This window comes from Pseudomonadota bacterium, assembly GCA_022572885.1.
GTDB lineage: Bacteria > Pseudomonadota > Gammaproteobacteria > Steroidobacterales > MnTg04 > MnTg04.
This window is the reverse complement of the sequence record JACZVC010000008.1, coordinates 40,084-61,622: the sequence shown is the minus strand read 5'-3', so window position 1 is coordinate 61,622 and position 21,539 is coordinate 40,084. Positions and strand designations below refer to the sequence as shown.

Below are 21,539 nucleotides of genomic sequence, written 5' to 3'. Positions count from 1 at the left end.
GGTGCGGCGGCGGCGACCCGGCTGCGATATTTCTGCCCGCTCCGAATAATGTGAACCAGGGCCACAAAAGGCCGGAAACGCCATGCTAGATTCTGCGTCTGCTTTGCAACTCGGGGATTTCTGGGAAATACGCTCATGACCGCAGACAAGACATTGATCCGTGCGCTGTTAATCGACAACGATGCCAGCGACAGGGCATCCCTGTGCGAGCAGTTGGACCAGGCGATCTCCGTCAGCTTCGAGCTGACGGAGATCCCGCAGATCGAAGCATCTACCAATATTACGGTCGCTAACGGCGAGCTATACGATGTCATCATGCTGAGCCTCGCGCTGCCCGGATGCAAAGGGCTGGAGGCGCTAAAGAAGTTGTTGCCGCTGGCCGGAGACGTACCGGTTATCGTTCTTTCGGGTCAGGAGCCCAGGGAACTGGGGCTGGAAGCTGTCCGCTGCGGCGCCGAGGACTACCTGGTCAAGGATGAATTCGACTGTGAACTTCTGGTCAGAACGATACGCAACGCGACCGAGAGAGCCCGCATCAAAATCGAGCTCAAGTCATCGGAGCAGAAATACCGGGCTCTTTATGGCAACGTGGTCGCCGGTGTTTTTAGCACGACGCTCGATGGCAAGTTTATCTCCGCCAACCCCAGCATGGTAAAACTTCTCGGATATGACAGCGAGGAGGAGTTGCTAAAGATCGATATCCCCAGCCAGATTCATGCCTGTCCGGAACAAAGGCAACGCTGGGTCGAGCAGGTTCACGCAGCGGGCGAAATGGTCAACTCGGAGCTCAGGCTGACAAGAAAAGACGGCCGGGAAATTACCGTGCTGGAGAATTCCTGCCTGGTTTACGACAGCGATGGGAATCCATCCCACTACCAGGGTACTTTGATCGACGTGACCGAGCGGATGCGGGCGGAGGCGGCGCTACGCAAGAGCGAAGAACGCTTTGAACTGGCGGTCAAGGGATCGCTGGATGGGTTGTACGATTGGGACCTGGTCGCCGATCGGTTCTTTGCATCGCCGAGACTGGTCGACCTCCTGGGTTTCGACCCGCAGCTTGAAAACGACGGCTACAAACAATTTCAGTCTCGCACCCATCCCGATGACCATCCGCGCGTCTGGCAGGCGGTGATCGAGCATCTGCGCGACGATCGGCCCTTCAACGTGGAATTCAGGCTGCGCAGGGAGAACGGCGAGTACCTGTGGCTGCAGGCCAAGGGTCAGTCTGTTCGTAATGCGGATGGCAGAGCAACCCGGATGGCCGGCTCAGTGGCGGATATTGGTGAGCGCAAGAAGGCCGAGGAAGCGTTGCGTAGCAGCCAGTCCTTTTTCCAACTGATTCTGAATTCGGTGCCGATCAGCATCGCCTATGTTGAAAAAGACGAAACCATTACCTTCGCCAATCAAAATTATCTCGACTGGTTCCGGGTAAGACAACCCGAATTGATTGGCAAGAAAATCAGACATATCACCTCGGAGGAATCGTACCGGATAATACGGCCGAGAATCGACAAAGTCCTGGCCGGCGAGATGGTCACTTATTCGGCTGGCGCCGAGCGGGAGATGCAGGATTTTGAACTGGAGGTGACCTATATTCCGCACCGCGACGACAGCGGCGATGTCATCGGTTTCTTTTCCGTGGTCCAGGATATGACCATGCACCGGCGGCTGGAAGCGGAGCTGCGCCAGGCGCAGAAAATGGAAGCAGTCGGTCAGCTTACCGGTGGCGTAGCCCATGATTTCAATAACCTTCTGAGCATTATCGTCGGCAATCTCCAGTTGCTTTCCAGGCCGTTAAAAGGGCAGGAGAAACTCATGGAGCTGATCGATGCCGCACTGAAGGCAGCAATGCGGGGTGCGGAACTGACCAAGAGGCTGCTTTCCCTCTCTCGCCGCCAGATGCTCGAACCCAAATTGCTGGATATCAACGAACTGGTCATGGAAATGGACGAGTTGCTGAGGCGAACGCTGGGCAGCAGCGTTGACATAGAAACCCGATTCGAAAAAAACCTGCATCCGGCAACCATCGATCCGGGGCAACTGGAAAGCGCGCTGTTAAATCTCGCGATCAACGCGCGGGATGCCATGCCGGAAGGCGGGCAACTCCTGATCGAGACCAGCAACCTGAGCATCCCCGATAGCGGATCCCCCGAGTTTCCTCAGGCGACGCCAGGTGAGTATGTATTTTTGGCGGTAAGCGATACCGGGTGCGGAATGCCGTCCGATGTAGCCGATCGGGCTTTCGAGCCATTCTTTACGACCAAGGACGTCGGCAAGGGCAGTGGTCTGGGCCTGAGCATAGTCCATGGTTTTGTCGAGAAGTCTGGTGGTTTTACCAGCATCAGGAGCGATGTCGGTGTCGGAACTCGCGTCAGACTGTTATTCCCGATGTCAGATGACGAAGCAGCGAGCAGCGAGCAGCAGATTATTGAAATTGAAATGCCAAAAGGCGATGAGTGCATACTGGTCGTCGAAGACGACAACGAGGTCAGAAAAACCACGATAGCTCTGCTCAGCGACCTCGGTTACCAGACCCTGGAAGCGGGGGACGGGCCATCCGCGCTGCGCGTGCTGCAGGCGCACCCGGAAATCGACTTGTTGTTTAGCGATGTCATGATGCCAGGTGGGATGCGAGGGCCGGTGCTGGCGCAAAAAGCTGGAAATATCCGCCCTGACTTACCGGTCCTGTTTGCTACGGGCTTTGCTGAAAGCACGATCATGTATAAAGGCGTAGAAGCCGGTCCGGACAGCGTAATCTGCAAGCCCTATGGCCACGATGAGCTGGCCCGAAAAATCCGCCGGGTGCTGGATGCAGAAAACACCGGAGCGGCCAAGAAAGCCGGCTAGCCTGCATGTCACCGCCTTGGTGAAATATGCGGGCCGACGCAAGCTATAACCCCCCCTTGGAGGTGGGGCATGCCTGTAGCCCGGGTTTCGTCCTGCAACCGATTGTATGGCAATAATGAATATGAGCGAACTACCCCTGTTGCCAGCGCCGCCAACGAAAAAAAATCGATGGCGGAGCATTGTTTTGGCAGTTTTTTCTGGAGTGTTTTCGCGGTCGCGGTCCTGTATTGGTGCTTCGATGCCTGGCTGGTGGCTTTTTTCGATGAGCAACAAGGTTTTTTGGTGGCCCTGGTCAAACCAGGCGAAGACCACCTGACGCACCGGCTAATCACAACGGTGACATTTCTGGTGCTGGGCATGACTGCCAACGGCTTGGTGAGTCGTCTTTACGAGGCCAAACTGAAGCTGCAGGAAAGCCAGGCCTGGCTGAACATCATGAGCGATGCCAGCTTTGAGGGCTTGTTCATATCTGAAAATGGCAAAATCCTCGCCGTCAATCAGCGGGGCTGTCATGATTTCGGGTACAGCCGGGAAGAACTGGTCGGACGTTCCGTTATTGACCTGACCGACCCGGATAGCCGCCAAGTTGTAAAGGATCATCTCGCCGGCCGGCTGGAAGATACATACTTAGTCACCGGCGTGCGCAAGGGCGGCGAAAAAATCGTCGTCGAAATACGTGCGCGAACTCTGGATATTGGTGGCAGAAGTCTCAGAGTCTCGGCATTGCTGGATGTCACCGAGCGCCGGAAAACCGAGCAGAATCTGCGAATTTATGAACGCCAGCTTCGCTCCATGACGACGCGACTCGCCCTCGCGGAGGAAAAGGTGCGGCGAGACATAGCGGTCGCCCTGCACGATACCGTGGCTCAGCAGCTCAGTATCGCCAAGCTTAAGCTGGGGTCGGTGCTGCAAGATTCCAGTGATGAAGGAAGTTTTGATTCCTTGAACGAAATCAATGAATTGATCGACCATGCCATTCGCCAAACCCGCACACTGGTTTTCGAGCTCAGTCCGCCCGTTTTGTACGAGCTGGGCTTTGTCGCGGCGGTTGAATGGTTGAGCGATACGCTCAGCGAGCGCCACGGTATCGAATGCGGAGTAAAGGTCGTGGGTGGTGAGTTATTGCTCGATCTTGATTTGCGGGTGACGATGTATCAGCTTGTCAGGGAGCTATTGGTCAACGTAACCAAGCACTCCGGGGCGAAATCGGCGACCGTCAGTATTGCTGAAAACGGCGGCATGTTGTGCGTCGATGTAAAAGACAATGGCTGCGGTTTTAGTATGAGCGCCGTCAGGCCGGGATTCGGTTTGTTCAGTATTCGCGAAAGACTGAAACCGCTGGATGGCGAATTGAATATCGATAGCGAGCCCGGACAAGGTTCCACGGTCGGTATCTGTATCCCGTTGGGTGAGCGGGGTGAGTCCAGTGCCCCTTAAGATACTGTTGGCGGATGATCACCAGATTTGCAACGAGGGCTTGCGTGTCCTGCTGGAGAGGGGGGACAAGTTCGATGTGGTGGGCATGGCGAACTCGGGTCGTAAGGTCGAACGAATGGTCCGTCGACTTGAGCCGGACCTGGTGATTATCGATATTGCGATGCCGGAGCTGAATGGCATCGATGCCACTCGCAAATTGCACAAATTGCATCCGAAATTGCCGGTCATTGCGCTAACCATGCACGATGACCGGCGCTATATAGCGGCAATGATGCGTGCCGGAGCTCGTGGCTACGTTCTGAAGGAAAATGCTGTCGAGGAGTTGGAATTGGCCATAACCACCGTGACCGGTGGTGGGATTTATCTCAGCAAGGTGCTCCGGGACAAATACAAAGACCAGCTCGAGGCACTGCTCAGCGATGGCGAGCCTTCGCTGCCAGAGTTATTGACCGGTCGCGAGCGAGAGGTTTTGCAATTGCTGGCGGAAGGAAAGAAAACTGCCCAGGTAGGAGAATTGCTGCACGTCAGCGCCAAGACAATTGAGACGCACCGCAGCAATATCATGAAAAAGCTTGCATTGAATACCCTGGCCGATCTGACTCGCTATGCGATTCGTGAAGGGCTGATTTCTGTCGATAGCTGAGATCAGGCCTGGCGGTCAGGTAGCGGCCGCTGGCAAGGGTGGTTCGATTGGCTCCCAGGGGTTGCGGAAATAAACGAATTTCTTGCACTTTTCGCTCCGCTGCGCTTAGCTTCAGGCGGATGGTCCGTGCATACATGGAGAAACCTTGAGCAAACCCGAAAAACGGCTGCTGGTAATTGACGATGAAGCGGAAATAATGCGCTTTATCGGCGAGGTCGGGCGTGGGCAGGGGTTTGAGGTCAGGCTGGCCAAAGATGCGGATCATTTCAGGCGGGCGGTACAGGAGTTCGACCCGAGCTATATCGTCATGGATCTGCAGATGCCAGACGCTGATGGCATCCAGCTGATTCGGTATCTCGCGGACGAGGAGTGCCAGGCTGCGGTCCTTCTGATCAGCGGTCTGGATGACCGGGTGTTGAAATCGGCCGAAAAACTGGGGCGCAGCCTGGGGCTTCGGATGGCTGGCAGCCTGGCCAAGCCAGTCATGCTGGATGATCTGGAAACGCTGCTGACGGCTGTGCCCGGCGGTGAAATGCGGCTGACCAAAGAGCTGATAATGAAGGCCATGGACGACGGCCAGATGGTGGTGCATTACCAGCCGAAGGCGCGTCTGCGCCTGACCGGTCCCATCTATATGTGTGGTGCGGAAGCCTTCGTGAGGTGGCAGCATCCGGTCCAGGGTTTGATGATGCCGGGGTCGTTCCTGGCGAAGGCCGAGGAACTCGGTCTGTCCGGTGAATTGTCCCGCTGCGTGTTGGAGCAAGTGCTTGAAGCAAATGCCGCGTGGGCGGAAAAAGGCGAGGAGGTCAATGTCGGTGTCAATGTGTCGGCCCGCCAGTTGGTGGAAGACGATTTCCCCGACATGGTCGAGGAATTGCTGTCGCGTTACGACGTTCCAGCCGACCGCCTGATGCTCGAGCTGTCGGAAACTTCGGCGATGACAGATGCCGAGCAGAGCCTGGTCATCCTCAAGCGATTGCGAGCAAAGGGGGTCGAGCTTTGTCTGGACAATTTTGGTACTGCTTCGTCGCCATTACTGATGCTTTACCGGATGCCCTTTTCCGAAGTCAAGGTAGACACCAGTTTCATCCTCGAGGTTCGGCGCAGTGAGGAGGCCAGGGCCGTGGTTGCCGCTGTTGTCAACCTGGCCCATGCGCTTGGGCTGAATGTCTGCGCCGAAGGTGTGGAATCAGAACCAACCCTGAATTTCCTGCGCTCGGTCGGCTGTGATATCGCCCAGGGATATTACGTCTGCAAACCGCTGCCGAAAGACCGCGCCTATCGTTTTCTTGCACGCTGGTCGAAACACGTCGAGGAGCAGGAGAAGAAGATCCGCGAACAGTGGTCGATGGCGGGCTGACGGTACACCAGGGTCAAGCCTGCCTTATTTTAAATAGTCCCCAACCCTCGCCTTTTAAACCCTTGCATGTCCACCGGCGTCAAAAACCCAGTAAACAACGGCTGGAGCGTGTATGGGTGTCAGTCTGGCGGCCACATCGATGACTGACCCGGACTCAAGACAGACGGAAAAGAATCTCGTGGTTCGTGCCCGGGAAGGAGAACACGCCGCATTCGAGATACTTTACCGCCAGCATGTTGGCCGGGTTTACGCGCTTTGCCTGAGGATGACCGGTGAGCCGGCGCTGGCGGACGATTGTGTCCAGGAAGCATTCATCCGCGCCTGGCGTAAATTGCCTGAGTTTCGTGGACAAAGTGCATTCGGGACCTGGATCCATCGTATTGCGGTCAACCAGGTTTTGGGCCACAAACGCAGCAGCCGGCGCCGCGGGGCGCATCTTGAGTTGCTTGCCGGGCAGATGGCCGGTGCTTCGTCGCCGGCCCCGGACAGCGCGGGGTTCGATATCGAAAATGCGATCGCCAGACTACCGGAAGGGGCACGGGATGTCCTGTTGCTTTGCGGCGTTAGCGGTTTCAGTCACGAAGAAGCCTCCAGCATGTTGGGAATAGCCGTGGGAACGAGCAAGGCGCAGTTACACAGGGCCAGGCGATTACTGAAAGATCAATTGGATAGTTGAGATGAGCACAAGACACGAAAATACGGATGCAGATGCAAGGCTGGATAAGGCATTGCACGAGTTGCCCATTGAAATACCGCCGAAAAACGATCTCTGGCTGAATATCGGTCGGGCGATCGCGACCGGTCGCGAACCAAAAGCTCGAGATAGCCGGCAGGCGTTATTTGTACGCCTGGCAATCGCGGCTTCCCTGGTGGTTGTTTCCTCGCTGGCGACCAGCTGGTGGATAACACAGAGCGAGAGCCGACAGAGGGCGCTGGCACTCAATGGTGAGTTCACTGCACTGGTTGGGCCGGTGATTTTGCCGGCCAGTTATGACGAAACGCAGGTGCCAGGTGCACGCTATTTGCAAGACCGCGCCGAGCTGGTGCAAGCACTGGAAAAACAGATTTTGTTGCTGCCCGAAGAGACGCGGCAGAAAGTGGCCAGCGATCTGCTGGCGATCCAGCGGGCGCTCCAGGATATCAGCCAGGAGCTGACCGGCGATCCGGGCAATGTATTTCTGCAACAGTTGTTGCTGACTATGTATCAAAGAGAACTGATGCTGCTCGACGATCTGAATCAAATTACCGCGGCCGTAAAGGCCCGGAGGACCGAATCATGAACAAGTGGATTATCTTTTTCGCCGGACTGTTGTTGTCATCCGTTGCGTTGGCAGGGGAAGAGTTTGACCGGACGCTGGCCGCGGACGCTGATGGCGACGTATTGGTATCCAATATTGCCGGCACGGTCGTTATTCATGGCTGGGATCGGAAAGAAGTCAGGGTAACCGGTGAACTTGGCAAGGGAACCAAGGAACTTATATTTGAGCGAGATGGTTCTGATGTTGAGATTCGGGTCGAAATCGAGAAAGGCAGGAACCGCAGGGTCCGTGGCACCGATCTCGAAATCTGGTTGCCGCGGATGAGTGAAATCCAGGTCATCACGGTTAGCGCGGATATCGAGGTCGGCAATGTGCATGGCAAGCAACGCCTGGAAAGCGTCAGCGGTACGGTGGATACCCAGATTTGGGGTAATGACCTGTATGTCCGGTCGATCAGCGGCGATGCAAATGTAACCGGTCACGGCCACGCGGGCATGGTCACCATCAACCTGGTCAGTGGTAATGCCGATATTGAAAATGTGTCCGGTAAAATCGAAGTGCAGTCTGTCAGCGGCGATCTGGATCTTGAGCTCGGAGACATTAATGACGTCCGCGTACGGTCGACGACCGGTGACATGGAGGTTTCCGGCAAGCTGGCAAAAGGAGCCCGGGTGATGATCGAGAGTATCAACGGAGATGCGATCCTCATGTTTCACGGGCCGGTGAGCGCCGAAATCGAAATCGAGACCTTTAACGGTGATATCGACAATTGTTTCGGTCCGGAAGCGAGGCGAACCAGTAAGTACGCGCCTGGCCGGGAGCTGAATTTCACCGCGGGCGACGGTAATGGCGAGATTCGCATCAAGACATTAAACGGCGACGTGACCCTGTGTAAAAAATAATGGACTCCTGGCCGACGCTGGCCCGGCTTTTGGGGTGGTTCATGCAATAATAGCGCGGAGGTTGCAGACCATAACGGTGAGACTCGATGGCCTTGATGGCAGAACTCAAACGGCGGCGGGTTTTTCGCGTTGCCGCCATGTACGGGGTTGCCTCCTGGTTCATTACTGAAGTCTCAGCGACTGTTTTCCCGGCGCTGTTCGTGCCGGACTGGGCCATCACTGTCGTGGTGGTCCTTCTTATAATCGGGTTCCCCGTCGCCATGATCCTGGCCTGGGTTTTCGATATCGGGCCGGGTGGCGTTGTGCGCACGACGGCCGAGGCCGAAAGTCAGCGTGAAGTGGAGAGTGGTCGCGGGCGTGCTGTTTACACGGCACTTCTGGTCACGGGAACCGCGTTGCTGACCCTGGCCCTGTATCACTTTGGATTGAAAGGCTATGACTGGATCGCCGACGACCGCTCAAACTCAATCGCGGTTCTGCCCTTCGAAAACATCAGCAACGATCCCGGAAACGATTACTTCAGCGACGGGATATCGGAGGAACTGCTCAACCTGCTCGCCAAGATTCCGAACCTGCAGGTTGCGGCCCGGACCTCGTCATTTGCTTTTCGTGGTGAAAAGGTAGACGCGCGGGAGGTCGGCAGAAAGCTGGGTGTCAATACGGTGCTGGAAGGCAGCGTGCGCTGGTCGGGCGATAACCGAATTAGGATTACGGCGCAGTTGATAGACGTCAGCAACGGATTTCATCTTTGGTCGGAAACCTATGATCGGGAACTCAAGGATATTTTCGAGGTCCAGGATGATATTTCGCGAAAAATTGTCGATGCGCTCAAAATCCAGTTCGTCGGTGAACAACAGCCGGTGCTTGCCGCCACGCTGAATGCGCCGCCGACGGGCGACTTGCAGGCTTACAAATATTATCTGGAAGCGCGGCACAAATGGCGCCAGCGGGGCGGGCGGTCCCTGACCGACAGCATCGAGTTGTTCCAGAAAGCCCTCGCGCTGGACCCCAGTTATGCTCGCGCCGCGTCAGGTCTTGCCGCGGCCTATGTGGTGCTTCCAGGCTATTCGGAGCTCCCGGAGGAGGAGGGCAACAAGCTGGCGCAGGAGGCGGTCTACAAGGCGCTGGCGCTGGACGCGACGCTGGCGGAAGCGCATGCGGTGTTGGCGCTGATCAATGTGACCGGGATGAAATGGTCGGATGCCGAAGCCGATTTTTTCAACGCGATCTCGCTCGACCCCGATGACGCGACCACTCACCAGTGGTATTCGTTCCTGCTTATGCGTACAGGCCGCTTGCCGAAAGCGCTCGAGCAAGCCCTGGAAGCACACAGGCTGGAACCGAATTCACCGATCATCAATAGCCACCTGGCCAGCGTATACATGGCCATGGCAGACAATGAAAAGGCGTTGTTCTACGCCGACGAAGCAGAACGCCTGGGTCTTGCGGCTAGTGTCGGTGTGCTGCCACGCGTTCTGATCCACGCGCGCCGGGATGAACTGGATGAGGCCCAGCGTCTGTTTGCCAGCAGTTTTTCGGTTCAGGGTGATCAGGCGCCGGATCAGTTTCAGCGCCTGGCCATCCAGGCGATCACCGATCCGGCGGTCGCGATGGAACTCTTGCAAAAGGTCGACCAGGCGGGTGACCAGGTACCGTTACGCGAACAATTCAGGATGTATGTCTATTTCGGCGGGCCGGCGCGTGCGTTGGCCGTTGCCCGGCGGATCGTCGAAACCAACCCGATGCAACTCGACCTGCCGTTGATATGGTCACCGGAGAGCGCCGCGCTCAGGGCCCAGGCCCGGTTCCCTGAGATTCTGGATTCGATTGGCCTGGTGGATTACTGGCAACGCTATGGCTGGTCCGAAATGTGTCGGGCCAGCGTCGATGGGATCACTTGCAGCTGATCCGGGTTTTCTCGCCGCCAGGCCGTATCGAATCGCCACCGATTATCAGCGCGGGTCTCGCACCTGCCGGGCGCATCGCTGTACCATTGCCCCTCGATATCGATGCAACCTTGACGTTGTCTGCGAATCGAACAGTGAAAGAGACCCATTGATGGCAAAATTAATCAAAATCCTGGCCGGCGCTGTTGGCGCCTTTATCGTTTTACTGGTCCTGGCGGCGTTGTCGCTGCCTCTCCTGTTTGACAAGGATGACCTGAAACAGGCGATCGGTGACGCAGTGCTGGAAAAAACCGGGCGCGAGCTGACCATCGCCGGCGACCTGGATTTTTCGGTGTTTCCATGGCTCGCGGTCGAAGTCAGCCAGCTCCGGCTAGGCAACGCACCGGGGTTTCCCGCTGAGCCCTTTGCCGAGATCGGACAGCTAAGCCTGGGCGTGCGCCTGATGCCCTTGTTAAAGAAGAAAATCGAGGTGGGCCGGGTGACGCTGGACGATTTCGTGCTGAACCTGTCGGTCAAGGTGAACGGACGGAACAATTGGCAGGATCTGCTGGAGACAGAAGATACTGATGCCGGATCGGAAGAGGATGGGGCGATCGGTTTTGACGGCCGGGGTATCGCCGGGTTGACCATCCGCAACGCACTGATCGATTACCGGAACGCGTCGACGAGCGCTCATTACACGCTCAGTGAGTTTTCGCTGGAGTCTGGCGCAATCGGTGGCAACCGGCCGGTACCGGTCGAACTGACGATGCGCCTGGATGATGTGCTCGCCGGGCGGAGCGCCAAGGTGGAAGCGCGGACTGTCATCGATGCAAACCTGGCAAAGAACCAGTTCAATTTTGCCGATCTCGTTGTGCAGGCGGAAATTGCTGCGCCGGATTTGCCCGGCGGCAGTCAGCGGATGAGCCTGAAGGTTCCGGAAATCCGTTCGGACCTGGACGCACAGACTTTGAGCGCGGACAGTTTCGAGCTGTCGATGATGGGCCTGCAGCTAAGCGGCGCGTTGGCGGCGACCGGCATTATCGATGAGCCCGGGTACAGCGGGCAGATTCGAATCAGCGATTTTTCACCGCGCGAATTGTTCACGCAACTACGCATGGATATACCCGAAACTGCGGACCCCGACGCCCTGACCCGGGCGCGGGGAGAGCTGAAGTTCAGTGGGAACAGCCGGTCGCTGGCGCTCAAAGAAATCGATATGCGCCTGGACCAAAGCCAGTTGAGTGGCGAACTGACGGTGCGAAATTTCGACCGGCCCGCCATCGATTTCGAACTCAGCCTGGACCGGATCGAAGTGGATCGTTACTTCGAGCCAGTGTCCGACACTACAACGCAGGGGGTGCCACTCGGCGAGACCAACATCGAATTGCCGGTGGCTATGCTCGAAGGACTGGATATCGAGGGACAGTTTACGATTGGTTCGGTGCTTTCGGTTGGCATGACGTTTACCGACATGGTTGCGGGGGTAACGGTGAAAAACAGGCGCTTGCGCCTTTACCCAGTGTCGGCTTTGTTCTACGGCGGCACCTATAGCGGCGATATCCGGCTGGATGGCTCCGCCGATCTGCCGGTGTTGTCGATCAACGAGAAAATTGAGGGCATCCAGTTTGAGAAAATGGCAGCCGACCTGTTCGATGGCGCAGCCTTGTCGGGAACCGCCGCAGGCCATGTCAGGCTAAGCGGAGAAGGCCGGACCAGCGGCCAGGTCAGCCGCCGGCTGACCGGTGATATTGGCCTGGCGATCAATGACGGTGCCTGGGAAGGCGCCAACATCTGGTACGAGATTCGCAAGGCGCTGGCGATTTTCAAACGCCAGGCGCCACCGGCGGCGCCCACGGAAAACCGCACGGTATTTTCCCGTATGCAAGCAACGGCAACGGTCAGTGAAGGCGTCATGACCACGAACGACCTGGTCGCCGAGCTGCCGTTTCTGACTCTGAGCGGTGGCGGTACGATTGACCTGGCGAGTTCGGAAATCAACCTCAAGCTGGTTGCAGTGGTGCGCAGCGATCCCGAGTTGCTGGCCGACCGTTTGACCAAAGACATCGCAGGCAAGCGAATCCCGCTGAAGATCACCGGTACCCTGGACGATCCAGGCATACAACCGGATTTCGTCGACCTGCTGAAAGAAAAAGCCAAAGAAAAACTGCTGGAGAAACTGGGCCTGGGGCGTCTCCTGGGGGCTGACCCGGATACGCCGGAGGGCGCTGCCGACCCCGAAAACCCGGATCAGCAACCGAAAGATCCGGAAGAGCAACTCAAGGAAGACATCGAAGAAAAAATCAAGGACAAACTCAAGGATCTGTTCGGTGGCGGATGAGAAAAGTTTTTCTGACATGGCTTGTTTTTTTTGCGTTTTCGGCGAACGCCGCCGAAATTCGCAAGCTTGATGTTTGGAAATCGGGGGGCGTTTTTTTCGTAGACTTGGCAGGCTATGTCGATGCGCCGATAAGCCAGGTCTACGATGTGCTGGTTGACTACGATCAATTAGACCGCCTCTCGAGCTATATAGTGGACAGCCGAATTCTGGAACCGGCCGAAGACGGAACGCCGCTGGTTTATACGCTGACCAGGAAGTGCGTCTTTTTGTTCTGCGGAAAAATTGAAAAGGTCGAGCGGCTTGAACTGGAGCCGCTCCACCATATTACCGCTATCGCCATACCCGAACGCAGTAACCTCGTCCGCGGGCTATCCGAGTGGCGCTTGAGTGAGCAGGATAACGGCACGCTCATCGAATTTCGTCAGGAACTCGACCCGGATTTCTGGGTGCCGCCGGTCTTTGGGCCGATGATGATCAAAAAGGTGATGCGACAAGGCGGTCGGCGAGCGATATTGCGCGTCGAGTATTATGCGCGGATCGCGGCCGGGTTGAGCGCCGAAGAACCCCCGCCGCTCAAGCGCAAGCGCAAACGCCGCTCAGACTATGAGCAATAGCAAGGCAGCGGATATCTTCGCCAGTCAGCTACTGGGCTGGTATGAAGAAAATGGCCGCAAGGACCTGCCCTGGCAGACCGACCCGACGCCGTATCGGGTCTGGGTATCGGAAATCATGCTTCAGCAAACCCAGGTTGGCACCGTGATTCCCTACTTCAACGATTTTGTGCAAAAGTTTGCCAGTGTCGCGATGCTGGCCGAGGCGACGCAGGACCAGGTATTACATTGCTGGTCCGGTCTGGGCTATTACGCGCGTGCCAGAAACCTGCATGCCGCGGCAAGGCTGGTCATGCAAGAACACGGCGGCGAACTGCCGGTCTCGCTGGATAAGCTAACGCGGCTTCCCGGTATCGGTCGCTCTACCGCGGGTGCGATCCTGGCCCTGTCGTCCGGACAGCGTTGCCCGATTCTCGATGGCAATGTGAAAAGAGTATTGGCGCGCTACCACGAGATCGATGGCTGGCCAGGCAAGTCCGCGGTACTCGGCGAACTTTGGGCGCTGGCAGAACGACATTTGCCGGGTCGGGACATCAGCCTGTATACGCAGGCCATCATGGATCTGGGAGCCACGGTTTGCAGGCGGCGGCCCGATTGTGCTGCCTGCCCGGTGGCGCTCGGTTGCCAGGCGAGAGCGAGCGGGCGCCAGCTCGCCTGTCCCGGGCGAAAGCCGGCCGGCAAAAAAAGGCGATGCGATGTCATCATGTTGATTGCACGCCTGGCGGATGGCTCGGTGTATCTGGAGCGGCGTCCGCCGAGGGGCATCTGGGGCGGCCTGTGGAGCTTCCCGGAGATCGACCGGGAAAGCGAGGCGGCGAACTGGTGCCAGGCCCGGTTGTCCTGCCGGGTAGAACACAGTCAGGCGCTGGAGCAGATCAAACACAGCCTGACCCATTTCGACATGAACATCCGGCCAATATTGCTGGATGTCGTACCGAGCGGGGTTGCCGACGCGGTCATGGATGAGCGGCAAAATGTCTGGTATAACTGCGACGCGTCGCAGCCGATCGGGATGGCTGCGCCGGTCGGCAAATTGATGGCACGATACGCAAACTGCGGGGAGAGACACTGATGTCACGCATGGTCCAGTGTGTTCGTTTGAAAAAAGAGGCCGAAGGGCTGGATTCGTCACCGTGGCCGGGAGATCTTGGCAAGCGGATTTTTGACAACGTTTCCAGGCAAGCCTGGCAGGAATGGAGGGATCATCAGACCATGCTGATCAACGAATACCGGCTGGTCGCGATGCGGCCTGAAGCGCGCAAGTTTCTGGAAACGGAGATGGAGAAATTCTTTTTTGGCGAGGGTTCGGAGCGGCCGAAGGGATTTGTCGAACCCGATTCGAAATCAGAATAGATCAGAACTTCCCTAAGCAAGTTCGAGATACTGCACGCTGAACATCCGCTCCGGGTCGGTCCAGACCTTGCGAACATCGAAACCCGCCTCGCCGGCCAGATCCGCAAATTCCCGTAACTCATACTTGTGCGAGCATTCGGTCAGGATGTGCTCGCCAGCCGCAAAGTCGATAGTTTGACCGGCAATGTTGACCGACTGGTTTTTTTCGCTGACCAGGTGCATCTCGATCCGGCCCTTGTGTTGGTTGTAGATGGCGCGGTGCTTGAACTGGCGGAGGTCGAAACCGGCGCCAATTTCCCGGTTCAGTCGAACCAGCAGGTTCAGGTTGAAATCCGCGGTTACGCCGGCCTCATCGTTGTACGCACTTTCCAGTGTGGCGCGGTCTTTTTTAAGATCCACACCAATCAGCAGGCCGCCACCGGCGCCAGCTTCCATCGCTATGACCTTGAGTAACTGTCTGGCCTGCCCGAGACTGAAATTGCCGATCGTCGAACCCGGGAAGAACACCAGGTTGCGATTTACCGCCGCCACCGGTACGGGCAGGTCGAACGGCTGAGTAAAGTCGGCGCAGACCGGCAGGATTTCCAGGTCCGGATAATCCATCGCGAGTTGCCGCGCCGCATCCAGCAGATGCTCGCCGGAAATATCGACCGGAATAAAGGCGGCGGGTGTTTCGAGGTTGTCGAGCAATATCCGGATCTTGACGCTCGAGCCGGCGCCGAATTCCACAATCGCGGCACGACTGCCGATCAAGTCAGCCATCTCACCGATATGAGTATTCAAAATACCAAGTTCGGTGCGGGTCGGGTAGTACTCGGGCAGCTTCGTGATCCGGTCGAACAATCGCGATCCTTTTTCGTCGTAAAACCACTTCGGCGACAGGCGTTTCTGCGGCTGTGCCAGGCTTGCCAGCACTTCCTGAGTAATGTCGCCGCTTGGCGGGTGGTAGTCGACCAAGCTTATGTGTTTTTGGGCCGGCGCACTCATGCATTTTCATCCCGGGCAAGACGAATGCCGCTGAATTGCCAGCGGGAACTCGGGTAAAAAAAGTTGCGATAGCTGGCGCGGATGTGCCCCACCGGCGTCACGCAGGAGCCGCCGCGCAGCACCTGCTGGTTGCACATGAACTTGCCATTGTATTCACCGAGCGTCCCTTGCAGCGGTTTGAAGCCAGGGTAGGGGGCGTATGCGGAAGCGGTCCACTCCCAGGCATCGCCAAACATTTGTTGCATGCCGGGACCGGAAACGGAAACCGGGTGCAACGGCTGATCGATGCTCTCATTATAAAAATTGCCGGCTAAGTCTTGACCGGCGGCAATGCTTTCCCATTCCGCTTCCCGGGGCAGGCGAGCGCCGGCCCAGCGGGCGAAAGCGTCGGCCTCGTACAAACTGATATGACAGACCGGCCGGTTCGGGTCCAGCGCTTGTTCGCCGTGCAGTGTGAATTCGGTCTCCAGGTCAGTGGACCAATAAAGCGGATGCGCCCATTGTTGCTGTTGAACCGCAGCCCAACCGTCCGACAGCCAAAGCTCGGGTGTCCGATAGCCGTTGTCGTCGATAAACTCCCGAAACTCCGCGTTGCTAATCAGGCGGCTGGCCAGGCTGCCGCCATACAACAGTTCCTCATGCCTCGGCGTTTCGTTGTCGAAACAAAAGCCGGTGCCGGCCGCACCAGTTTCGACAGTACCCGAGGGAATCTGCAGATAGCTGAGCGCGGGCGGGGCGGGGCATTGTTCGAGCTTCATTTCGCGATACGCCGGTTTTAACGGGTTGCAGGACAGCACATGTTTGATATCGGTCAGGATCAGTTCCTGATGCTGCTGCTCGTGGTTGAGCCCCAGTTCGATCAGGAAAGCCAACTCGCCATCGTCGCCCTGCTTTTCGAGCAGCTCCAGCAAATGACAGTCCACATGGTGGCGGTAAGCGAGTATTTCAGCCAGCGTCGGTCGCGATAGCAGGCCACGCTCCGGCCGCGGGTGCATGTCGCCGGCCGTGTAATAATAGGAATTGAACAGGTAATGAAACTGCGGATGGAATTCCTTGTAGCCGGGCAGGTTCGGGCCGAGGACAAAATGCTCGAAAAGCCAGCTCGTATGGGCCAGATGCCACTTCGACGGGCTGACATCGGGCATGCTCTGGACGACCGTGTCCTCGGGCGCCAGAGGCTCGACCAGCTTCTCGGTCTGGCGCCGGATTCGACGATATCGGCTCGCCAGGGAACCCGTTTCGGCGGCCGGTTGCTGCTGTGGTTGCGGGGAATTCATGATCCGATCCGGATTTCAGGCCACATAGGGTACCGATTGCCGCAAAGCGCTGTCAAAGCCAAAGGATGACACCCTCCCGCAAACCCCGTTGTTTCTTGACTCAGAACGGGTGCTCGCGTTTAATACGCGCCTCTTTTAGGGCCAAAAAAGGCCAAATATCGAGCCGGTATCGGCCAGGTAGCGGGGTCGCAAAGCGACAAGGTAGGCAAGGACTGAAAATCCGCACCTGTAATTGAAGAAAAGTACCAAACATGGCCAGATAGCTCAGTTGGTAGAGCAGCGGACTGAAAATCCGCGTGTCGGCAGTTCGATTCTGCCTCTGGCCACCATTTTTTCAACGACTTACGTCGTTTTCAAGCTTTCCTTAAAAACCCCGTGCGTGAGTTTTGCGTGACCCTAACTGATACTTAGGCGCCGCAAAACCACCAATTCGGGCTTGTTACCGCTTCTTTCACACACACTGTTTGCCGCTTCAATGAGCTGTGAGAGCTCTGCAGCCGAGTAGTGTGTCGTTATTCGCCCGGAACGATGACCTAGTAAGTCCTGCCGATCCTCGAAGCTCACTCCGGCGGCACGCAGCCTCCGGCCAAAAGTGTGCTTCAGGTCATGCACTCTTACCTGTCTCAAGCCTAAGTTCTTCCTGACTCGGCACCAGGAGCTGTTCAGCATCCTTGTGACCGGTTTGCCCTTGTAGGCAAACACATGCGTCGGATGTTTTCCCCGGCGTGCATTCACGACTGATTTGGCAATGTTATTTAGAACCACCAGCCTGTCGTCTCCATTCTTGACGAACTCTCCCGGCACGATAAACACAAACGTGTCGAGGGTTGGCACCTTTACCTCCCAGTACCATCGCAGGTTGCAGATTTCGGCATCGCGGCAGCCGGTATTGACTGCGAACAATGCCATTTCTGCAAGATGCGCCGGGAGCGCCGAGAACAATTGCTGCTGTTCGTCCCAGTTCAGCGGATATGGTTGCCGCTTGCTGGTATCGGGTAACAGTTTGATCTTCGGTGCTGCCGCGAGCCAGGTCAGTCCGTTCTCATCCAGCCACTCACTTTGTGCGAGGTTCAGGATTCGTCGAACGACTTTAAGCCCGTGGTTAATGGTTCCAGTGGCTACTCCCTCTTTACGTCGGTGTTCGATCCACGGCTGCATTGTCCCGATGTGAATTCGATTCAGAGGAACCGACCCTATCCAGGGCAACAGCCGTTTCAGCTGAGCGATGTCATTTCGAATCGTGCGCTTGTGCTGGTTCTCGCGAACAAACTTTGCCGCCGCTAACTCGAATGGCCTCGCTGGCCGAACGCCGTAGACTTGCGCTTGCCGGGTTTCGTCGATTTGCCTCGCGAGGAACAGCTCTGCTTCTTCAAGTTGATCTGTTCCAGTGCTTTGGCAAACACGCCGCCCGCCGATGCGTTTGTCGATGTGCCAAAGCCCTTGTCTCTTGACGAGCCCTGGCGTTCTTTTGCGTCCCATATCCTGTCTCCTTTCGGCAGACCGGGACGCCCGTTGCGGGACTTATATTGGTCTGCCCAGTCATCGAGATCAAGCCGGTCGAACGCGATGCCTTGGGTGCCAATGGGTATGGCAACCAGAAGCGGTCGCACCGACCGGTTGAACCGATTGCGATCCATGCCCAGGTATTCCGGCGCGTCACGAAGGCGGATGAACCTCGGTAGGAACCGAGATGTTCCTCGCTTAGCTTGGCTGGATTCTGGGGTGGTCATGCGATCAGATTAGTGATGAGCGCCGCCGAGTCAATCGACCAAGGAGGGTAAACAGAGTCTGGACTCAGGCTCTTCGGCGAAAATGATAAGGGTGTTGATAAGGCCTTGATAAGGGTGGTGATAAGGAATTGATAAGGTGAAAACTGCCTAAGTGATTGATATTCGCTTATCATGCTTATCAACATCGCGAAGAACAATAGTTTTTGCCGCTTTCGGACGCCGAAAATTGTGAAAATTATTTCGCAATGCGAACGAAATTGAAGAAACTTGTTGAGAAATGCGCGAAAAAGCCGCGGGGTGTCGATGCATGCATTTACAAAAGCTGCTCTTCTCAAAGTTCAACGCATATCGTGCGGCTCTGGTCAGTTGAATTTGCACGATGAGAAACGTTAGGTTGAGGTTGCCGGCTCCCCGCCCGACAAGCCGGCGGCGATTAAGTATCTACGGCACAAAGTCCAACTAACTCTGTGGCACAATAGCTCAACATTCGAACAGCGATATTGTCGAGAAGCATGGATCAAAATCAACTCAACTGGCTTACCAACTTCATCTGGAGTATCGCCGACGACCTCCTGCGAGACGTCTATAACCGAGGCAAGTATCGAGATGTGATATTGCCGATGACGGTCCTGCGTCGACTCGATGCGGTTCTCGAGCCAACCAAACAAGATGTGCTCGATATGAAAAAAGCGCTTGATCGCGAGAAGGTCGCGAATCAAGACGATGCTTTACGAGCAGCTGCCGGCCAGGCTTTCTACAATACTTCGCCATTCCTGCTTCGGGACCTTAAGTCTCGAGGCACCGAACAAAAGCTAAAGGATGATTTTGAGGCATACCTCGATGGTTTCTCCCCGAACGTCCAAGATATTCTGACCAATTTCGAGTTTCGTAATCAGATTCCTCGTTTATCGAAAGGCGATTTGCTCGGGCCGCTCATCGAGAAGTTTCTTGATAAAGACATCAATCTAACGCCTGAGGCGGTCGGCGATTTGCCGGCGCTCGACAATCATTCGATGGGCACGATGTTTGAGGAACTGGTTCGTCGTTTTAACGAGGAGAATAACGAGGAAGCCGGGGAACACTGGACACCCCGAGATGCGGTGCGCCTGATGACAAACCTAATGTTTCTGCCTATTGCCAACGAGGTCGAATCTGGCACCTACCTCCTCTACGACTGCGCCTGCGGCACTGGCGGTATGCTCACCGTTGCTGAGGAAACTTTGCAGCAGATCGCCAAAGACCATGGCAAGCAAGTTGCTACTCATCTATACGGTCAGGAGATTTCTGCCGAGACCTACGCGATCTGCAAGGCAGACCTGCTGCTGAAGGGAGAAGGCGACGCGGCCGATAACATAGTTGGCGGACCGGCGCATTCAACCTTGTCGAACGATGCCTACCGCTCCCGCGAGTTCGATTTCATGCTGGCTAATCCACCGTACGGCAAGAGTTGGAAGGTCGATCTCGAGAAAATGGGTGGCAAAAAGGAGTTGGCTGACCCGCGCTTCGTTATCAGCCATGCGGGCGACTCCGAATACTCTCTTGTCACTCGCTCGAGCGATGGGCAAATGATGTTCCTAGCGAACATGCTGAGCAAAATGAAGCACGACACCCCGCTGGGCAGCCGCATCGCCGAAGTCCATAACGGCTCGTCGCTCTTTACCGGCGATGCCGGGCAGGGCGAGAGCAACATTCGGCGGTGGATCATTGAAAATGACTGGCTGGAAGCCATCGTCGCGCTGCCACAGAATATGTTCTATAACACCCCACTCGCCACTTACGTCTGGGTACTGACCAACCGCAAGCCCGACGAGCGCAAGGGCAAAGTCCAGCTCATCGACGGCACCGAATGGTTCGAGCCCTTGCGCAAGAACATGGGTAAGAAAAACTGCGAGTTATCACCCGCCAATATCAAGCAAGTTTGCGATACTTTTATTGATTTTGCCGAGACTGAGCAATCGAAGATATTTCCGAATGCCGAGTTCGGCTACTGGAAGGTCAAGGTTGAACGCCCGCTGCGCCTGCATAGCCAGTTCAGCCGCAAAGCTATCGAGGGCCTCCGCTTCGCCTCTGGTGATGAGGAGATTCGCGCAGCCCTCTATGATGAGCTGGGCGAGCCGCTGTTCGATAAACCCGCCACCATACGTAAGCAACTGAAAGAGTTGGTCGAGAACTGGGGCAAAGAAGAGGATGATGAAGCCGACGAAGAAGGTGAAGCTAAGTCATCGAAGAAGGGTTTGACCGCCGCTAAGAAAAAGAAATTATTTAAAGAAGAAACGTGGAAGCGTGATGCCAAGCTCCTTGACATTGGTGGTCGACTGCGTGCGGAGATTGGCGATAGCTTGTTCGAGGATCACAACGTCTTTATTAAATCAGTTAAAGCGGCGCTTAAGAAACTCGATATCAAACTCGGCGCGGCCGATCTCAAGGCGATAATCAACGCTGTGAGTTGGCGGGTCGAGGGTGCGCCCTGCGTGATCAAGAAGATCCATAAAGCCGGCGAAGGCAAGAAAGGGGCTATTTTTGAACCGGATCCACTCCGCGGCCTTTACGAGGTGGAGCTTAATGGCGAGCAATGCGTGGTTGAATACGAGCCAGACAGCGAACTGCGCGACCATGAGCAGATTCCCTTTCTCGAAGCACCCGCGTCCGGCCTGCCAGGCGAACTGCCAACGGAAGCCACAACAAAACAAGGCATCGAGTCATTCATTCGGCGCGAGGTGCTGCCCTACATACCAGACGCCTGGATTGTCGAGGGTGATACCAAAATTGGTTACGAGATCAGCTTCACCCGGCACTTCTACAAGCCGCCAGTGTTGCGCAGCCTTGAAGAAATCAGTGCCGACATCCTCGCTCTGGAACAGGAAACCGAAGGGTTGCTCGGCGAGATTACTGGAAGCGAGAAATAG

At 56.4% G+C, this 21,539-nt stretch carries 15 protein-coding genes, 1 tRNA gene and 2 pseudogenes; 14 read left to right on the top strand and 4 right to left on the bottom strand.

The window, feature by feature from the left end; all coding sequences use genetic code 11:
• The first annotated feature begins 135 nt into the window (after positions 1-135).
• The 12 genes and pseudogenes from IIA05_04505 to IIA05_04450 all read left to right on the top strand — a co-directional run bounded on the left by IIA05_04505 (position 136) and on the right by IIA05_04450 (position 14,639).
• Positions 136-2,847, top strand: coding sequence for a PAS domain S-box protein (locus tag IIA05_04505; GenBank protein MCH9026363.1), 2,712 nt, complete (start codon positions 136-138; stop codon positions 2,845-2,847).
• Positions 2,848-3,015: 168 nt separating this feature from the next.
• Complete coding sequence (locus tag IIA05_04500) at positions 3,016-4,284, top strand: PAS domain S-box protein (protein ID MCH9026362.1); 1,269 nt, start codon at positions 3,016-3,018, stop codon at positions 4,282-4,284.
• Positions 4,280-4,927 (top strand): annotated as a pseudogene (locus tag IIA05_04495) (response regulator transcription factor). The gene IIA05_04500 and the pseudogene IIA05_04495 overlap by 5 nt, the downstream one beginning before the upstream one ends.
• A gap of 145 nt (positions 4,928-5,072) precedes the next feature.
• On the top strand, positions 5,073-6,287 hold the full coding sequence (locus IIA05_04490) for an EAL domain-containing response regulator (protein ID MCH9026361.1): 1,215 nt from the start codon (positions 5,073-5,075) through the stop codon (positions 6,285-6,287).
• A gap of 139 nt (positions 6,288-6,426) precedes the next feature.
• On the top strand, positions 6,427-6,963 hold the full coding sequence (locus IIA05_04485) for a sigma-70 family RNA polymerase sigma factor (GenBank protein MCH9026360.1): 537 nt from the start codon (positions 6,427-6,429) through the stop codon (positions 6,961-6,963).
• A gap of 1 nt (position 6,964) precedes the next feature.
• Positions 6,965-7,567, top strand: a complete 603-nt coding sequence (locus tag IIA05_04480) for a hypothetical protein (GenBank protein ID MCH9026359.1) — start codon at positions 6,965-6,967, stop codon at positions 7,565-7,567.
• Positions 7,564-8,448 (top strand): DUF4097 family beta strand repeat protein, encoded by an 885-nt coding sequence (locus IIA05_04475; GenBank protein MCH9026358.1) that lies wholly within the window; start codon positions 7,564-7,566, stop codon positions 8,446-8,448. The genes IIA05_04480 and IIA05_04475 overlap by 4 nt, the downstream gene beginning before the upstream one ends.
• Before the next feature lie 86 nt (positions 8,449-8,534).
• Entirely contained in the window at positions 8,535-10,355 is a 1,821-nt protein-coding gene (locus IIA05_04470; protein ID MCH9026357.1) for a hypothetical protein, read from the top strand.
• A 151-nt stretch (positions 10,356-10,506) separates the two neighbouring features.
• Positions 10,507-12,675, top strand: coding sequence for an AsmA family protein (locus IIA05_04465; GenBank protein ID MCH9026356.1), 2,169 nt, complete (start codon positions 10,507-10,509; stop codon positions 12,673-12,675).
• A complete protein-coding gene (locus IIA05_04460) occupies positions 12,672-13,289 on the top strand; it encodes an SRPBCC family protein (GenBank protein ID MCH9026355.1) in 618 nt (205 codons plus the stop codon). Before IIA05_04465 ends, IIA05_04460 begins: the two co-directional genes overlap by 4 nt.
• Complete coding sequence (mutY, locus tag IIA05_04455) at positions 13,279-14,358, top strand: A/G-specific adenine glycosylase (protein MCH9026354.1); 1,080 nt, start codon at positions 13,279-13,281, stop codon at positions 14,356-14,358. The genes IIA05_04460 and mutY overlap by 11 nt, the downstream gene beginning before the upstream one ends.
• Complete coding sequence (locus tag IIA05_04450) at positions 14,358-14,639, top strand: oxidative damage protection protein (GenBank protein MCH9026353.1); 282 nt, start codon at positions 14,358-14,360, stop codon at positions 14,637-14,639. Before mutY ends, IIA05_04450 begins: the two co-directional genes overlap by 1 nt.
• A 12-nt stretch (positions 14,640-14,651) precedes the next feature.
• On the opposite strand, the gene egtD is transcribed toward IIA05_04450, so the two are convergent.
• Together egtD and IIA05_04440 are read right to left on the bottom strand one after the other, a co-directional pair.
• Positions 14,652-15,626, bottom strand: coding sequence for an L-histidine N(alpha)-methyltransferase (gene egtD, locus IIA05_04445; protein ID MCH9026352.1), 975 nt, complete (start codon positions 15,624-15,626; stop codon positions 14,652-14,654).
• Positions 15,623-16,903: an ergothioneine biosynthesis protein EgtB gene (locus tag IIA05_04440; GenBank protein ID MCH9026351.1), complete on the bottom strand. Its 1,281-nt coding sequence runs from the start codon at positions 16,901-16,903 to the stop codon at positions 15,623-15,625. Before IIA05_04440 ends, egtD begins: the two co-directional genes overlap by 4 nt.
• 253 nt (positions 16,904-17,156) lie before the next feature.
• Here IIA05_04440 and IIA05_04435 point away from each other — a divergent pair.
• Positions 17,157-17,232 (top strand) — tRNA-Phe (locus IIA05_04435).
• 67 nt (positions 17,233-17,299) lie between these two features.
• Here IIA05_04435 and IIA05_04430 read toward each other — a convergent pair.
• Together IIA05_04430 and IIA05_04425 are read right to left on the bottom strand one after the other, a co-directional pair.
• The gene (locus tag IIA05_04430; protein MCH9026350.1) at positions 17,300-18,382 is read right to left on the bottom strand and encodes a tyrosine-type recombinase/integrase; all 1,083 of its coding nucleotides are present in this window, start codon (positions 18,380-18,382) and stop codon (positions 17,300-17,302) included.
• Positions 18,383-18,405: 23 nt separating this feature from the next.
• Positions 18,406-18,633 (bottom strand): annotated as a pseudogene (locus IIA05_04425) (hypothetical protein).
• Between the two features lie 512 nt (positions 18,634-19,145).
• Between IIA05_04425 and IIA05_04420 the strand changes: the two are divergent.
• Positions 19,146-21,539 carry an SAM-dependent DNA methyltransferase gene (locus IIA05_04420; GenBank protein ID MCH9026349.1) on the top strand — a complete coding sequence of 798 codons (2,394 nt, stop codon included), beginning with the start codon at positions 19,146-19,148 and terminating at the stop codon, positions 21,537-21,539.

What these genes read in the sequence shown, in the direction of transcription:
- IIA05_04475 (MCH9026358.1), top strand. Translation starts at nt 7,564, where the DNA reads ATGAACAAGTGGATTATCTTTTTCGCCGGACTGTTGTTGTCATCCGTT.
- mutY (MCH9026354.1), top strand. Translation starts at nt 13,279, where the DNA reads ATGAGCAATAGCAAGGCAGCGGATATCTTCGCCAGTCAGCTACTGGGC.
- IIA05_04440 (MCH9026351.1), bottom strand. Translation starts at nt 16,903, where the DNA reads ATGAATTCCCCGCAACCACAGCAGCAACCGGCCGCCGAAACGGGTTCC.
- egtD (MCH9026352.1), bottom strand. Translation starts at nt 15,626, where the DNA reads ATGAGTGCGCCGGCCCAAAAACACATAAGCTTGGTCGACTACCACCCG.
- IIA05_04485 (MCH9026360.1), top strand. Translation starts at nt 6,427, where the DNA reads ATGACTGACCCGGACTCAAGACAGACGGAAAAGAATCTCGTGGTTCGT.
- IIA05_04460 (MCH9026355.1), top strand. Translation starts at nt 12,672, where the DNA reads ATGAGAAAAGTTTTTCTGACATGGCTTGTTTTTTTTGCGTTTTCGGCG.
- IIA05_04480 (MCH9026359.1), top strand. Translation starts at nt 6,965, where the DNA reads ATGAGCACAAGACACGAAAATACGGATGCAGATGCAAGGCTGGATAAG.
- IIA05_04450 (MCH9026353.1), top strand. Translation starts at nt 14,358, where the DNA reads ATGTCACGCATGGTCCAGTGTGTTCGTTTGAAAAAAGAGGCCGAAGGG.
- IIA05_04420 (MCH9026349.1), top strand. Translation starts at nt 19,146, where the DNA reads ATGGATCAAAATCAACTCAACTGGCTTACCAACTTCATCTGGAGTATC.
- IIA05_04505 (MCH9026363.1), top strand. Translation starts at nt 136, where the DNA reads ATGACCGCAGACAAGACATTGATCCGTGCGCTGTTAATCGACAACGAT.
- IIA05_04430 (MCH9026350.1), bottom strand. Translation starts at nt 18,382, where the DNA reads ATGGGACGCAAAAGAACGCCAGGGCTCGTCAAGAGACAAGGGCTTTGG.
- IIA05_04470 (MCH9026357.1), top strand. Translation starts at nt 8,535, where the DNA reads ATGGCCTTGATGGCAGAACTCAAACGGCGGCGGGTTTTTCGCGTTGCC.
- IIA05_04500 (MCH9026362.1), top strand. Translation starts at nt 3,016, where the DNA reads ATGGCGGAGCATTGTTTTGGCAGTTTTTTCTGGAGTGTTTTCGCGGTC.
- IIA05_04465 (MCH9026356.1), top strand. Translation starts at nt 10,507, where the DNA reads ATGGCAAAATTAATCAAAATCCTGGCCGGCGCTGTTGGCGCCTTTATC.